The sequence below is a fragment of the Oleomonas cavernae genome (assembly GCF_003590945.1).
GTDB lineage: Bacteria > Pseudomonadota > Alphaproteobacteria > Zavarziniales > Zavarziniaceae > Zavarzinia > Zavarzinia cavernae.
Map to the genome: position 1 here is coordinate 185,005 of NZ_QYUK01000016.1, position 13,482 is coordinate 198,486.

The 13,482-nt window shown below is 63.7% G+C and carries 15 protein-coding genes and 1 riboswitch; of the genes, 4 read left to right on the forward strand and 11 right to left on the reverse strand.

The window, feature by feature from the left end; translation table 11 throughout:
* Nucleotides 1-46: 46 nt before the first annotated feature.
* Nucleotides 47-1,255 (reverse strand): O-succinylhomoserine sulfhydrylase, encoded by a 1,209-nt coding sequence (gene metZ, locus D3874_RS26110; RefSeq protein ID WP_119782880.1) that lies wholly within the window; start codon nucleotides 1,253-1,255, stop codon nucleotides 47-49.
* Between the two features lie 46 nt (nucleotides 1,256-1,301).
* Nucleotides 1,302-1,377: riboswitch (SAM riboswitch) on the reverse strand.
* A gap of 124 nt (nucleotides 1,378-1,501) precedes the next feature.
* Between metZ and D3874_RS26115 the strand changes: the two genes are divergently transcribed.
* A complete protein-coding gene (locus tag D3874_RS26115; protein WP_119782881.1) occupies nucleotides 1,502-3,199 on the forward strand; it encodes an RNA-directed DNA polymerase in 1,698 nt (565 codons plus the stop codon).
* Nucleotides 3,200-3,227: 28 nt separating this feature from the next.
* Here D3874_RS26115 and D3874_RS26120 read toward each other — a convergent pair whose 3' ends face one another.
* The 5 genes from D3874_RS26120 to D3874_RS26135 form a co-directional block, all read right to left on the reverse strand.
* Nucleotides 3,228-3,503, reverse strand: coding sequence for an AbrB/MazE/SpoVT family DNA-binding domain-containing protein (locus D3874_RS26120; protein WP_119782649.1), 276 nt, complete (start codon nucleotides 3,501-3,503; stop codon nucleotides 3,228-3,230).
* A 93-nt stretch (nucleotides 3,504-3,596) separates the two neighbouring features.
* Nucleotides 3,597-4,097, reverse strand: coding sequence for a Fic family protein (locus tag D3874_RS30900; protein ID WP_338016779.1), 501 nt, complete (start codon nucleotides 4,095-4,097; stop codon nucleotides 3,597-3,599).
* Nucleotides 4,010-4,711, reverse strand: coding sequence for a Fic family protein (locus D3874_RS31730; protein ID WP_338016772.1), 702 nt, complete (start codon nucleotides 4,709-4,711; stop codon nucleotides 4,010-4,012). The genes D3874_RS30900 and D3874_RS31730 overlap by 88 nt, the downstream gene beginning before the upstream one ends.
* 196 nt (nucleotides 4,712-4,907) lie before the next feature.
* Nucleotides 4,908-5,141 carry a hypothetical protein gene (locus D3874_RS26130; RefSeq protein WP_119782650.1) on the reverse strand — a complete coding sequence of 78 codons (234 nt, stop codon included), beginning with the start codon at nucleotides 5,139-5,141 and terminating at the stop codon, nucleotides 4,908-4,910.
* An 83-nt stretch (nucleotides 5,142-5,224) separates the two neighbouring features.
* Nucleotides 5,225-6,385 carry a hypothetical protein gene (locus D3874_RS26135; protein WP_147385874.1) on the reverse strand — a complete coding sequence of 387 codons (1,161 nt, stop codon included), beginning with the start codon at nucleotides 6,383-6,385 and terminating at the stop codon, nucleotides 5,225-5,227.
* Between the two features lie 299 nt (nucleotides 6,386-6,684).
* Between D3874_RS26135 and D3874_RS26140 the strand changes: the two genes are divergently transcribed.
* Nucleotides 6,685-7,254, forward strand: coding sequence for a carboxymuconolactone decarboxylase family protein (locus D3874_RS26140; RefSeq protein ID WP_119782652.1), 570 nt, complete (start codon nucleotides 6,685-6,687; stop codon nucleotides 7,252-7,254).
* Here the strand turns inward: D3874_RS26140 and D3874_RS26145 are convergent.
* The 3 genes from D3874_RS26145 to D3874_RS26155 form a co-directional block, all read right to left on the reverse strand.
* Complete coding sequence (locus D3874_RS26145; RefSeq protein WP_119782653.1) at nucleotides 7,224-7,730, reverse strand: DUF2199 domain-containing protein; 507 nt, start codon at nucleotides 7,728-7,730, stop codon at nucleotides 7,224-7,226. The genes D3874_RS26140 and D3874_RS26145 overlap by 31 nt on opposite strands.
* Nucleotides 7,731-7,747: 17 nt before the next feature.
* Nucleotides 7,748-8,548 (reverse strand): SHOCT domain-containing protein, encoded by an 801-nt coding sequence (locus D3874_RS26150; protein WP_119782654.1) that lies wholly within the window; start codon nucleotides 8,546-8,548, stop codon nucleotides 7,748-7,750.
* A 391-nt stretch (nucleotides 8,549-8,939) separates the two neighbouring features.
* Nucleotides 8,940-9,749: a glutathione S-transferase family protein gene (locus D3874_RS26155; protein ID WP_199699370.1), complete on the reverse strand. Its 810-nt coding sequence runs from the start codon at nucleotides 9,747-9,749 to the stop codon at nucleotides 8,940-8,942.
* Nucleotides 9,750-9,843: 94 nt separating this feature from the next.
* Here D3874_RS26155 and D3874_RS26160 point away from each other — a divergent pair, with 94 nt between their 5' ends.
* Nucleotides 9,844-10,542, forward strand: coding sequence for a helix-turn-helix transcriptional regulator (locus D3874_RS26160; RefSeq protein WP_119782656.1), 699 nt, complete (start codon nucleotides 9,844-9,846; stop codon nucleotides 10,540-10,542).
* Nucleotides 10,543-10,565: 23 nt separating this feature from the next.
* Here D3874_RS26160 and hemN read toward each other — a convergent pair whose 3' ends face one another.
* On the reverse strand, nucleotides 10,566-11,921 hold the full coding sequence (gene hemN, locus D3874_RS26165; RefSeq protein ID WP_119782657.1) for an oxygen-independent coproporphyrinogen III oxidase: 1,356 nt from the start codon (nucleotides 11,919-11,921) through the stop codon (nucleotides 10,566-10,568).
* 436 nt (nucleotides 11,922-12,357) lie between these two features.
* Here hemN and D3874_RS26170 point away from each other — a divergent pair, with 436 nt between their 5' ends.
* A complete protein-coding gene (locus D3874_RS26170; RefSeq protein WP_119782658.1) occupies nucleotides 12,358-12,555 on the forward strand; it encodes a hypothetical protein in 198 nt (65 codons plus the stop codon).
* 77 nt (nucleotides 12,556-12,632) lie between these two features.
* Here D3874_RS26170 and D3874_RS26175 read toward each other — a convergent pair whose 3' ends face one another.
* On the reverse strand, nucleotides 12,633-13,355 hold the full coding sequence (locus D3874_RS26175) for a DUF599 domain-containing protein (protein ID WP_119782659.1): 723 nt from the start codon (nucleotides 13,353-13,355) through the stop codon (nucleotides 12,633-12,635).
* Between the last annotated feature and the right edge of the window lie 127 nt (nucleotides 13,356-13,482).

The window sequence follows — 13,482 nt, forward strand, 5'->3', positions numbered from 1 at the left end:
TTCCCGGCCTGCGCCGGGGTGACGACAACGGGGGCGGATACCAACCCTACCCGATCGCCTGATCCAGATCGGCGATCAGGTCGCCCGCATCCTCCAGGCCCACCGAAAGGCGCATGAAGCCCTCGGTGATCCCCACCCGCTCGCGCTCCGGCGCCGGCAGCCGCTGGTGCGTGGTCGACGAGGGATGGGTGACCAGGCTCTTGGAATCGCCCAGGTTGTTGGAGATGTCGATCAGTTCCAGCCGGTTCATCAGCTTGAACGCGCCCGCGCGCCCGCCCTCGACCTCCAGCGTGACGACCGAGCCGCCCTGGCCCGACATCTGGGCCAGCGCCAGGTTGTGCTGGGGATGCGACGGCAGGCCGGGATAGGACGCGGCCTTCAGCCGGCCCTGGCCCTTGGCGCCGTCGAGGAAGCCCGCCACCTTGGCCGCATTCTCGCAATGCCGCGTGACCCGCAGCTCCAGCGTCTCCAGGCCTTTCAGCAGCAGCCAGGCATTGAACGGCGACAGCGACGGCCCGGTGTGGCGCAGGTACTGGTTCAAGTGCCTGTCGAAGAAATCCTGGCCGCACAGCACAGCGCCGCCCAGGCACCGGCCCTGCCCATCGATATGCTTGGTGGCGGAATAGACCACCACGTCGCAGCCGTATTCCATCGGCCGCTGCAGGATGGGCGTGGCGAAGACATTGTCGATGACCACGCAGGCCCCGGCCTTGTGGGCGAGGTCCGTCACCGCCTTCAGGTCGATCACGTCCAGCGTCGGGTTGGCCGGGGTTTCCAGGAACACCACGTTGGCGGGCGCGCGCAGGGCATCTTCCCACTGGTTGAGGTCGCCGCCATCGACATAGGTCACGGAGACGCCGAAGCGCGGCAGGATGTCGTCGAGGATATAGCGACACGAGCCGAACAGCGCCCGGCTGGATACCACCCGGTCGCCGGTCTTGAGTTGGCACATCAGCGCGGCATGGACCGCGGCCATGCCCGACGCGGTGGCGCGGGCCAGCGGTGCCCCTTCCAGGATCGCCATGCGTTCCTCGAACATGGCCGTGGTGGGATTGCCCAGGCGCGAATAGGTAAAGCCCTCGGCCTCGCCCTTGAAGCGGGCCTCGGCGACTTCGGCGCTATCGTAGCGGAAGCCGGAGGTCATGAAGATCGCCTCGCCGGTTTCGCCGAAATCGGAGCGATTGGTGCCGCCGCGCACCAGCTTGGTCGAGAGTTTCCACTTGTCCGCAACGTTGCGGGGCGTACGCCGTGCCATGATCACCAAGGGTCCCTGGGCCCATAAAAAAACCCGGCCGACGGCCGGGTGGAATCCCCCGGCCTTTTAGCGGTTTTTAACGTGGCCGCAAGCCGACCGGCTCAAATCCCACGGGAAGCGGAGCATAGGGCGGGAGGGAGGGGGCGTCAAGGGTTGGGTGGAATGACCGCCACTCGCGTTTGCGTTGAGCCAAAGTAAAATTTCCCGTAACGTCTCAGCTAATGTGCAGCGAAATTGGGGCTAAAATTGTTTTCCAAGAGGTTACTTACAGCTCTGGTTTCTCGCGGCTATTTCCCACGGGAGCTTCCAGCGACATTCACCACCACAGATTTCGGAGAGCGCGTTGGTGGAGTAATCGCCGACTGGGAGAAAGCAAAAATATTTACGACAGACAAAGTAAACTACAAGAAATCTGGAAATAGGATTAAATTGTCGTCGTCATATACATACAAAATTCCGGAGGCAGAAATTGAAATTATTTCAAAGCCAAAGAGAGGGTACGAACGAAGAAATATTCATATTACCCACCCTCTGCCACAAGCTCTTTTGTCAAGAGAATTGATAGAGAATTGGAGGACCATCTGTAAATGGACGGCAAAAAGCAAATTTACTATAGATAAATTGGAAATATCGGAAAATTTCGAGAGATCTATAAAAGATATCAATTTTCGGGTCCATGGTGCAAAGAAAAATTTTATTGAAGCTTCTGCAAATTGGATAGTACAGACGGATATTAGCCGATTTTACCCCTCTATTTATACCCACTCCATTCCGTGGGCCGCATACGGAAAGCAAAAGGTGAAGGGCAATTTAAATTTGTACAAGGGGTCTTTGGGGGATAGACTAGATATATTAGTTAGAGCATGCAATAGAAATCAGACAATTGGGATTCCTATTGGTCCAGAAACCTCAAGAATTCTATCGGAAATAATTTCGTCTCGTATTGATTTGAATTTCTCTCAGCGAATGCCTTCGATAAAAGTGGATAGCGTAGATAGGCTGCAGGATGATTGGTTCGCAGGAGCAGAGAATTTTAGCGAAGCTGAAAATATAATATCAGCGATAACGCACGTATATCGGGATTACGGCCTTGAGATAAATGGTGGAAAAACTTCTATTGATAGGATGATCGCCGCCCCATTCGCTGGTTGGCGCTCGGAACTTGCATCATTTCTCTCCCACAAGAGCGGCCCACTACGATCAGGTAGACTTAAAGAATTTCTCGATATGGGTTTAAACCTTCAATCCAAAACACCCAATGATCCAGTTATTAACTATGCCATGTCTGTCATTGAAGGGCAGCGTTACAATGATTCAGACGCTGAAATATTGGAATCATTTTTGCTTAAAGCTGCCGCTATATCGCCGATATCTTTAGATAAGATATGCAGAGTAATTCTAAATATAAACAACTATACAAAAACAATATCTAAAAGAAGAATAGTCAATAGATTTAGATCACTGATCGATATAAATATGCAAAATGGCAACACTTATGAAGTCATTTGGCTACTGTTTACAATCCGAGGACTCAAGAAAACTTTTGATTCTAAGGTGTTAACGGAATCATTGGACCTATATAGTGGAAGCGTAATACCTCTTATTTTACTGGAAATGAAGAATAATGGGACGTTTCTCGGAAAATTACCGATTTCTCGCTGGCAGTCGTCCATCGACGATGAAACCATAAAAAGTGATTGCATTTGGCTTTTGGCATATGAGGGCATGAGGAGAGGATGGCTTTCTGATCCAAATAAGTTACTTAGTAGGCCTTTTTTTAAGCCGCTTCTTGATCGAAAAATTGTCTTCTATGACGAAACACGGAATGTACTCATGTCTTCAAAGGCTAATTCGGAGAGAAGACGTAAATCATACAATGAAAATTTGGCTGTTATGGCGCTGATGAAGACATTAAGGGGGTTTAACATGTTTTCCGAATACTGAACCCTCAGTGATGCTGTACATAAATCATTTAAGGTTTCTTAGACGACGCCATTGACTGCTCGCTGGCTGGCCCACGCTTGGCGATCTCATTCATTTCCTCGATCGATAGGGTTGGGCCGCCGTCGCGCCTCAGAAGGCCGAAGACCGCGGAGATTGAGGTGGCCGGCCGTGCCGCCCGAACCTCGATGCGTCCGCCTGGCAATTTCTCCAAGGTGATTTTCTCGCCAGCCTGAATCCCCAGATGTTCAAGGATATCCGCGGGCAACGTGATCCGACCCTTTGCAGTGATGGTGAGTACGCTCATGGCATGAACCCCAAGAAACCATAGGGGAAAGTATCATTGCCTTTCCATCAAGCCCCCAGAATCCATGGGCACTCAGTCTCGATCGGCCTCCCCTCACCCGCCACCTTCCAGCCGCAGATAATACCGCGCATACCGCCGCTCCCCCGTCCGCGTCAGCGCACCCTTCTCGACGAGATCCTGCAAGTCCCTGGTCACCGTCGCGGGCGAGGCCTTGGCGATGCTTGCGTAGTTCTCCGCACTCAGGCCGCCCTTGAAGCCGTCGATGCCGGCCGCAAACAGGCGCGCGACGACCTTCTCCTGGCGCGGGTTCAGGCGGCCGCGCAGGCGGTCGTAGAACCTGGCCTTGGCGATCAGGAAGTCGACGCGGGCCAGGGTATTGCGCTGGGCTTGCAGGATCGTCCGGCCGAAATAGTCGAGCCAGGCGGTGACCGCGTTCGCCTTGTTGCTGGCTTCCAGCGCATCGTAATAGGCCTTGCGGTGGCGCTCGATCGTGTGGGCCAGGGCGATCAGGCTGGGCGCGCCCAGCGCCTGCGCCAGCACCTTTTCAGAGAGGGCGCGGCCGATGCGGCCATTGCCGTCCTCGAAGGGATGGATGCTCTCGAAATAGAGATGGGCGAGGCCGGCGCGGGTAAGCGGCGGCAGGGGGCTTGGCTTTCCGGCGCCGTGTCGTTGAACCAGGCGATGAAGCCGTCCATTTCCGCCGCCACACGGGCCGAGGGCGGGGCCTGGAAATGCACGGTGGGCGCACTGACGCTGCCGGAGACGACCTGCATGGGCTCGGCGTGCTTGCGGTATTGGCCGACCACCTCGATGCCGCGATGCCCGGCCATCACCATGCCGTGCCAGGCGTGGAGCGTGGCGTGGCCAAGCGGGGCGGCGAAGTGGCGGTAGACGTCCACCATCATTTCGGCGATGCCGCGCTCGGCCGGGAGGATGCGCCGGGCCTCCGCGTCCAAGCCGAATTGCTGACGCAGGGAGGCTTGCAGGCTGTCGCGGTTGAGGAACTCGCCCTCGATCGCCGAGGTTTGCAGGGCCTCGTCGCTGATCAGGTCGATCTTCAGGCTGTCCCGGTCATCGGCGCGCAGGTGCCGGAAGACGCCGACGAATTCACCCGTCAGGCGCAGGAACTGCTGCTCCAGGGGCGCCAGCGCCGCCGCGTCGTAGGTGAAGTGGGGCCAGTCGGCCTGCTGCCAGTTCCAGGTCGGCATGAGCGATAGAATTCCTTTCTATCGCTCATAATATGGCGAACTTGTGAGTTATAGAAACACATTCTATCCCTCACACTGATAGGGCTTATCCGGTCAAACTTCACGCCCTCGAGCCGGCCCTTGGCGTGCTCGTGGTGCCAGACGAAATCATAGGAAACCACCATGCCCGGTTGCGGCCGCGCCGGCAGCGGCAAGATCAGCCGCCCAGGTCTTTGAGCAGCTTCGCCATTGCCTGCCGGGTCCGCGACGGCTTGTCCTCAGCCAGAAAGACTTTCTGGGTGGGGCGCCGGCCGGTCGGGAGGCGGGCGGCGGCGTCGGCAGGTTTTTCCTTTGCCGAGAAGACGGCCGTGCCGGTCTTTCGGTCGATGGACAGGCGCCCTTTGCTGGAAGCGGCGCCGCCTGCCCGAATATGCGTTCTGCTCGTAGCCATAGGGACAAAATGTCCCCTCGCGCCGGGATGGTCAACGTAGCCGTGCGGAAAAAATTCCGCACGTGGCGCGGTCCGGGCCTTTTCTACGTCGTCTTGTTCGCCTCCGGCCAGTCGAGGTGCAGGAAGACATAGCGGTAGATCGTACTGCCCACGGCGTCGCTCGAGGTGTGCTCGTTGCCCTTCTTGTCGGTCCACTTGGCCTTGTCGTTGGTCAGAACCCAGGTCTGGCCGGCGTTCTTGGGGTAGGAGAGCGAGATCGGCCCGCCGGCGCCGTCGCCCGGCGGCGCGTCGCCGGCGTTGCCGTTCATCACCACGAAGGGGTCCGTCGGCCCTTTGGGCGGCTCGTAGACCATGCAGACATGGTTGAACTCGCCGTGATGATCCTCGGCCCGGACCAGCACGACGTCGCCCCGGGCGATCGAGCCGGCGGCGACCTTGTTCAGCCTGGTCGCGAAGGACTTGGCCTCGTCACCGCTGAACGCACCGCCGCCGAAATGCTGGCCATAGCGCGGGCCGCCTTCGTAATTATAGACGGTGCACTGTCCCTGGGCCTGGCGCTTCAGGCCCCAGTCCAGCGCCTGGATGCCTGAGCGCAGTTCGTTGTACACGCCGTTCATGGCCATCGGGCTCTTGATGCCATGGGCCGCTGCGACCACGCCATAGCACCAGGCCACGAAGGAACCGCACCAACTGGCGCCCGAGCTGTCATAGGTCTTGCCCGACTCGTCCCCCGACCCGGTGCCGTTCTTGCCCTGCATCTGGTCGACGGCGACCCGCAGCACGGCGTCGCGCCAGGGCAGCTTCTTCAATTCCTCCATAAACTTTGGGTGCATGTTGATGCCGCCCAGGCTCTGGCGGTTGCCGGAATTCTTCTCGCCATAGACGCGGATTTCCAGCGGCCGGATGAAGTCCCCGCCCTTGGGCCAGGGGGCCAAGTCGCGGTTGAGGATGCCGCGCAGCACGGCGGTTTCATTGGCCTTCTTGCCGGTCAGCTTGAAGCGGCGGTAGACGGCGCCGTTGCTGGCCGGGAGCGGGCCGGTCAGGTCGACCGCCTGCTCGCCCGGCGGCACCAGGGTAATGTCGATGTCCTGCCCCTGCACGAGATCCAGCTCGACGGTCTCGCCCACCCCCAGCGTCAGGATATCCCGGCTGCCCGGGGGCGCCGGGGTCGGCGGGCTGTGCGTGCTTTGATCCTCGGCGGAGGCGAAGCCTCGCCCGGGCTTGACCACTTCCAGACGAGCCATGGCGCGATCTCTCGAATTTGGCGGTTCAGTTGGAGTTTAACATAACGCAGACAAGGCTGCACAAGCGCAAGCCACGGCGGCGTGGGGGCCGCCTCTCCCCACCGGCGTCATCCCGGCGAAGGCCGGGATCCATTCTGGGGGCACGCGAGATCGCACCGTGCCCGATTCCCCGGATCTCCCTTGCGCCGCCGATGGATCCCGGCCTTCGCCGGGATGACGCCGGTGGGGCGTTGTCCGGGCTTGCCTTTCGCTACGGAAAGGATAGCATCGCTATATTTTCCATAGCGTGAGACCCGCCCATGCCCCGCGTCACCCCACTGTCCCCGCCTTACGCCCCGGAAATCCAGGGGCACTTCGATCAGGTCATGCGCGGGGCGCCGCCCCTGCTGCTGTTCCGCACCCTGGCGAAGTTCGAGCGGGCCTGGGGCAAGTTCCGCGCCGGCTCGCTGCTCGATCGCGGGCCGCTCTCCTTACGTGAGCGCGAGATCGTGATCGACCGGACCTGCGCCTTGACGGCTTGCGAATACGAATGGGGCGTGCATGTCACGGCCTTCGCCGGGGCTGCGAAGCTCACGCCTGAACAAGTGGCGGCGACGGTGACGGGCCGCAGTGATGCACCCTGCTGGTCGGCGGCGGAGCAGGCGCTGATCGCCGCGGTCGATGCCCTGCACGCGCGCGCCTCCCTGTCGGACGCGGAATTCGCCGCCTTGCGCGCGCATTACGACGAGGCCCAGGTGGTCGAGGTGCTGCTGCTGGCGGGCTTCTACCGTACCGTCGCCTATCTGGTGGGCGGGCTGGGCCTTGAACGGGAGGAGATGGGCGCGCGCTTCCCGGCCGCTCAAGGCGCGCCGTGCACCGTGAGCGTATAGAGCTGCACCACGCGGCCGGCCGCGATGCCGTCCTGCTGTTCGAGGGCCAGCGGGTGGCCGGTCGGCGCCACCTCCACCAGGGGCCGTCGCCCGCGGTCGCGCAGGTGGAGGCGGGTCTCCAGGTTCAAGGTGTCGGGATAGCCGGGCAGGCGGGTGTTGAGCCAGCCCCGGAACGGGCCCGGCGGCGCCCGCCGGGGCAGGTCGCGGGCCGCGCGCCAGGCCTTGTAGTCGGACTCATTGAGCGAGACCCAGACCAGCCAGGCAAAGGCCTCGTCCTCGAAGGCGACGGGAATTTCGAGCGCCCCGCGCACGAAGAACCAGGTGCGGTCGATGACGCAGTCGTCCGCGCTCAGGGTGCAGCGGGCCGCCTGCTCGGCCGCGGAGACTTCGTGATAGCTGTCGGGCACGTCTGGCCCCAGGCGCGGCATGCCCTTGTGCACCTGGCCACAGCGATGGCACTGGAACTCGAAGCTCATGGCTGCCGGCGCGGGACCTAGAGCCTGGCGAGCAGCTCGGCCTTCTTGGCGGCGAATTCCTCGTCCGAGAGGATGCCCTTGGCCTTCAGGCCGGCCAGTTTTTCGATGGTGGCGAAGATGTCGGCCTCGCCGCCCCCGGCCTGCAGGGTGAAGGCCGGCTGGGGCACCGAGGGCGCCGACGGCTCGACATAGGCCGGCTGGGGCGGCGGGGCCTGGGGCGCCTGGCCGCCGACGCTGATCACCGGCAGGCTGGACACCGCGACCAGGCCGTACTGGCTGGAGAAGGTGAGCGAGCCGCCATAGGACTGCTGCTGCGAGAAGCCGCCGATGTTGTGGTCCAGCGTGTCGTAGACGGTCACCAGGCCGTTGACGTCGATCGCCAGGCGGCGGGCATCGGCGAAGTAGGCATAGCGGACATTGTTCTGGGCACCGGTCGAATTGGGCCAGCCGATGCCGTCCGGCCACCAGTTGCCCGAGGTGCCGGGTGCCGGCGGCACGAACAGGCTGACCGGGCCTTGGGGGCCGTTGCCGTCCTGCTGCTGTTGCTGGCCGTAGCCCGCATTGGTCTGGTATTGGCCGCCCTGGAACTGGTTGCCCTGGCTCTGCGACTGGAAGCTGCCGCTGCGCACCAGGTCGGGCTGGTTGGCGACGAGGTTGGAGAGCTCGCTGCACAGGCCGTCGACCCGGCCTTTGAGGTAATTGTTGAACATGTCGGAGAGCATGATCATGCCGCCGCGCATCCATTGGCCCGAGCCGGCGAATTCCGGGTGGTTGAACTGGGCCATGGCGCCGTTGCCGTTGATCACGCTGTCGAGCATGGAAAGCACCGCGTCGGCGCTGAAGCCGTGGCGCTGGGCGATGTCGTCGACGGCCTGGCGGCCGGCGGGGAAAGCTGTCGCATGGTATTTCAGTCCTGCCGGGCGCAGCGCGGCCGTGCGACGCCTGTGCCCCGGGCCTTTGGCCGATTTGCCGATTGAACGGATGAGCCCGCATTATGCCCGCTGGGGCCTGGAACGGGCAAACGGATAATCGGCATGGGCGGATGCGTCACAAAAAGCCCTCTCCGCCCTTCAGGGGGGAGAGGGTGGGGTGAGGTGGGTCGGCGGCATAGAGCGCGCCCTTGCCCGCTCCACCACCTCACCCTCCCCGTCGCTCACGCGACGGGTCCCCTCCCTCTCCCCCGCAAGCGGCGGAGAGGGCTTTTAAGGTTCAGGCCGACAGCACCCGCACGAGGGGGGTGATGGCGAAGTGGGGGCGGCGGGCGGCGGCAGGGCGGGCGACCGGGGCCCAGGCGTGCTCGGGATAGAACTGCGCCATCAGGCGGTCGACGTAATCGCGCAGGTTGTCGAAGCCCTCGGCCGCCCGGCGCAGGGGGGTGTCGAAGAACGGCGCCAGGATGCCGGCCAGTATCCCTAAGGTAATGGCGTCGACGCTGCTGGGCCGCTCGCCCATCACATAGGGCTTGTCGCCCAGCAGCATGGCCAGGGATTTCAGCGAGCGTGCGCCCAGCTCGGCGATCTCGGCCGGGGTGTGGCGGGCGACACCCTGGGCATAGTAGGTGCCGCGCACCTCCTCCTGGACCTGGACCAGCAGGTGGGGACGGATCTCCTCGGGCGCATCGTCGAAGAAATGCGCCGGGCCCTTGGCGAAATTCTCCGGCACCAGCCAGCGGAAATAGCCCGAGGTCCAGGCCAGGTGGTCTTCCAGCATGCGCTCGACCATCCAGGCGATGGAACGCTCAGTGGTACACAGGCCGGCATCGAGGTCGAGGTCGTAGCGACGCTCCAAGTGAGCGCGGATGAAGGTCGAATCGGCGACCACGGCCTCCGCGTCGCGGATATAGGGCAGCTTACCCTTGGGCGCCGCGTCGAAACCGCTCAGGTCCTTCACGTAGGCGAGGCCCGCCAGCTTCAACTGGATCTCGGTCTTCATCACATAGGGGCTCACCTCGGGCAGGCCGAAGCCGGGACCGAAGCCATACAGAGTGATCGGGCTATGCGTGGGGGAACGCTTGATCATGGCTTGCTCCTGCGGGCGGGGTTGACGACCACAGGCATACTGCCAAGCTGCTGACAGCATGCTGTCAGCATGGTGGCGCGAGAGTTTCGATCCCATGAGACGGGCAGACAGATTATTCCAGATCATCCAGATCCTGCGGCGCAGCCACCGGCCCACCACGGCCGATGCCATTGCGCTCGAACTGGAAACCTCCAAGCGCTCGGTCTACCGCGACATCGCCACCCTGATCGGCCAGCGCGTGCCGATCCGGGGCGAGGCCGGCGTCGGCTATGTCCTGGACGGCGGCTTCGACCTGCCGCCCCTGATGCTGACCCAGGACGAGATCGAGGCGGCGGTGCTGGGCGCCCAATGGGTGGCCGGGCGCGGCGATCCGGCGCTGGCCCGGGCGGCGCTCGACCTGGTGGCCAAGATCGGCGCTTCGGTCCCCGAACGCCTGCGCCCCTTCGTGCTCGATTCCGCGACCATGGCGACACCCTCGCACCGGGCCGTGGCCGATGCGATCGACATGGGGGCGGTGCGGGCCGCCATCCACGGCGGGCGCAAGGTGCAACTGTCCTATCGCGACGAGCAGGGCCGGGCCAGCGAGCGGGTGATCTGGCCGGTCGCGGTCGGCTATTACGATACGGTCCGCCTGATCGCCGCCTGGTGCGAGCTGCGCCAGGATTTCCGCCACTTCCGCACCGACCGGGTGGCCGATGCCGCCTTCCTGGACGAACGCTATCCCGAACGGCCCCAGGCCTTGCGCGCCAAATGGCGGCGGACGCTGGCGACGACCCGGCGGATCCGCCCCTAGGCGCAGCCTCGGTCCACTTGCGCTTACGCGCAGGCAGCCTGCGGCTGCGGCCCAGGCATCACCTCGGGCCCGGTGAAGCGGTCGTCGAAACAGGCGGCGACCCGTTGTACCTGGTGGCGCGCGGCAAAGGGAATGGCGATGTGCAGGCCCACCCGGGTGACGACGCCGGCGGCTTCCAGCGGCGCCAGCCGGGGCCAGGCATCCTCGATCGCGCGGGGATCCAGCTTGTGGGCCACGGCCAGGCGGCCGATGTCGGCGGCATAGTCGCACATCAGCCGTTCGATCACGGCGCGCCGCAGGTGATCGGTCGGGCGCAGCGCGATGCCGCGCCGGGTCGCCAGGCGGCCGGCCTCGACGGTCTGTGCCCACAGGGAAATGTCGACCTGGTTCTGGGCATAGCCCTGGGGCAGTTCGCTGATCGACGACGGCCCCAGGCCGATCAGGATTGCCGCGTCGTCGGTGGTATAGCCCTGGAAATTGCGGTGCAGGCGCCCGGCCCGCGCCGCCTGGGCCAGGGCATCGTCGGGCCGGGCAAAATGGTCGAGGCCGATGGCTTCGTAGCCCGCGGCGCTCAATTCGTCGCAGGCCGCCTGAAGCTGGGCATGGCGTTCCGCCGGCCCGGGCAGGGCCGCCTCGGGGATCAGCCGCTGGTGCGGCTTCATGGCCGGCACATGGGCATAGCCGAACAGGGCCAGGCGATCGGGCTTGAGGCTCAGCACCTGGCGGATCGTTTGCCGCACGCCGTCGACGGTCTGATAGGGCAGGCCATGCACCAGGTCGATGTTGATCGAGCCGACACCGCGCCGGCACAGGCCTTCGACCACGGCCGCTACCGTTTCGAACGGCTGCACCCGGTTGATCGCCTGCTGCACCTTGGGGTCCAGGTCCTGCACGCCCAGGCTGGCGCGGGTCATGCCGGCGGCGGCCCAGGCATCCAGCTTGGCCTCGTCGACCCCGCGGGGATCGATCTCGACCGCGATCTCGCAGGTCTCGTCGATGACGAACAGGGCGCGCAGGGCCGCCATCAGACGCTCGATCTCCTCGGGCGGCAGGATGGTCGGGCTGCCGCCGCCGAAATGCAGATGGGCCAGCCGCCGCTTGGATCCCAGCGCCGCGCCGACCTGCGCCGCCTCGGCACTCAAGGCCGCGACATAACGCTGCACATGGCTCAACCGGTTGGTCACCTTCATGTGGCAGCCGCAGAAGAAGCACAGCGATTCGCAGTAGGGCACATGGACGTAGAGCGACAGGGCCTCGTCCGCGGGCAGCGCCTCAAGCCAGCCGGCGTAGGTGTCTGCCGCGACGGCGGCATGGAAATGCGGCGCCGTCGGGAAGCTCGTGTAGCGGGGATAGCGATGGGCAAGGGCGGTCTGTGGCATGGGATCCAAGGTCGCGCCGTTGGACGGCGGTCGCCTTGATTCAGGTCAAGGGCCTTTTAACGCCGGGTGTGAATGATCGGCAGCGGGCGCGCGAACCTATGTTGGCGCGTGATGGTCTTGGGGGAGGCCGTCGCGGCCGGGGCAAGACCCGGCCGCCCCTCGCCCTCTCGCGCTGCGGGCCGGCGCGCAACGATCTGTCGCGCAACGGTAACCCGGTGCGCTGAATCGGCCACACCCCGCCGCCAAAGCGGCCTTCATCGCCACCTTATATTGCACTGCAATATTGCGCGTGCGAGATTCATCGGGAACCGGGATCATCGGCCCGGGTTTCTTGGGGTATGGCGACGGAATAGGTCAGATTTTCTGTCCTGTCTGGCGCCGGGGGTGCCGGCCCCGTTGTCGGCAGTTCCGTCAGGATTAGGGAATCGAGAGTCACATGATTATCGAGCTGAAGCAGAACGACCGTGTCCTGGCCACCGACGTGGTCTCCGCCACCGAGGCCTTCGAGGCCCGTCACCTGAAGTGGGCCGAGCGCAAGGCCGCCGAACTTTCCGTGCATGGCAAGATCGAGCTGGCGCTGAAGACCCTGGCCGGCGCCATCCATGCCCGCCATACGCTGACCGCCGCCGCCTGAACCTCACCCGACAGCTAGGGGCCTCGCGCCCCCAAAACGGGGTTGCACGATGCCGGTCGTGCGACCCCGTTGCTTTTTCAGTACTTGGTTAGCTTGCGCGCCTCGACCCGGATCGCCACCGCCGCCGGCGAGCTGATCTGGCGCCGCAGCAAGGTCCAGACCATGGCCAGGGTCGCCACGATGAAGGCGAGCGGGCCGCCGAACCAGAACAGGCACGCGAGCGCGAAATAATACGAGCGGATGCCGCCGTTGAAGGCCTCCGCCGCCGAGGTCATCACTTCCGCGGTCTGGTCGGCCATGGCGATGCCGTCGCTGCCCTGCGTGTCGCCCGGGGCCGGCGTCGCGCCGATCAGGGCGATGGCGTAGTTGAACTGGCGCAGCGACCAGGTGAAACGGAAGAAGCCGCCGACAAAGACGATCAGCGGCAGCAGCACCTTGAGTTCGAACAGCGCGCGGGAGGTCTTGGCGGTGAAATCCAGGCCCTCGATGGCCGGCTGCATCGTGTCCAGGCTGGCCAGGGCGCCCACCATGGCGGCCGCCACCAGCACCGTGGTCGAGGCGAAGAAGGCGGTCGAATTCATCACATGGCCCAGCAGGGCGGCGTCGCCGATGCGCACCTCGCGCCGGACCATCGCCTCCATCCAGTGGCGGCGCACCAGGCGCATGGTGAAATTGATCGTGCGGTAGCGCCGGCCGATCAAGTGCAGCAGCCGCTCGTAACCGAACCAGACCGCCCCGAACAGCACCAGGGCGACGAAGTCGAGCGGGGTGAAGCCGATGGCCCAGAGCTTGTCGATCATGGCGCCAATCTAGCCTGCCCGCGGCCGAATCGCCATGGCGGGCGCGGCCGCCGGGGGGAGATCAAGACATAAAGATATCTTTATCTGCCCGCTTGCGTCGCCGCCGCCACGCTGGTAATAGGATAGC

Coding starts and splice junctions, on each gene's coding strand:
- metZ (WP_119782880.1), bottom strand. CDS start 1,255: ATGGCACGGCGTACGCCCCGCAACGTTGCGGACAAGTGGAAACTCTCG.
- D3874_RS26120 (WP_119782649.1), bottom strand. CDS start 3,503: ATGAGCGTACTCACCATCACTGCAAAGGGTCGGATCACGTTGCCCGCG.
- D3874_RS31730 (WP_338016772.1), bottom strand. CDS start 4,711: ATGCCGACCTGGAACTGGCAGCAGGCCGACTGGCCCCACTTCACCTAC.
- D3874_RS26130 (WP_119782650.1), bottom strand. CDS start 5,141: ATGGCTACGAGCAGAACGCATATTCGGGCAGGCGGCGCCGCTTCCAGC.
- D3874_RS26135 (WP_147385874.1), bottom strand. CDS start 6,385: ATGGCTCGTCTGGAAGTGGTCAAGCCCGGGCGAGGCTTCGCCTCCGCC.
- D3874_RS26140 (WP_119782652.1), top strand. CDS start 6,685: ATGCCCCGCGTCACCCCACTGTCCCCGCCTTACGCCCCGGAAATCCAG.
- D3874_RS26145 (WP_119782653.1), bottom strand. CDS start 7,730: ATGAGCTTCGAGTTCCAGTGCCATCGCTGTGGCCAGGTGCACAAGGGC.
- D3874_RS26150 (WP_119782654.1), bottom strand. CDS start 8,548: ATGCTCGACAGCGTGATCAACGGCAACGGCGCCATGGCCCAGTTCAAC.
- D3874_RS26155 (WP_199699370.1), bottom strand. CDS start 9,749: ATGATCAAGCGTTCCCCCACGCATAGCCCGATCACTCTGTATGGCTTC.
- D3874_RS26160 (WP_119782656.1), top strand. CDS start 9,844: ATGAGACGGGCAGACAGATTATTCCAGATCATCCAGATCCTGCGGCGC.
- hemN (WP_119782657.1), bottom strand. CDS start 11,921: ATGCCACAGACCGCCCTTGCCCATCGCTATCCCCGCTACACGAGCTTC.
- D3874_RS26170 (WP_119782658.1), top strand. CDS start 12,358: ATGATTATCGAGCTGAAGCAGAACGACCGTGTCCTGGCCACCGACGTG.
- D3874_RS26175 (WP_119782659.1), bottom strand. CDS start 13,355: ATGATCGACAAGCTCTGGGCCATCGGCTTCACCCCGCTCGACTTCGTC.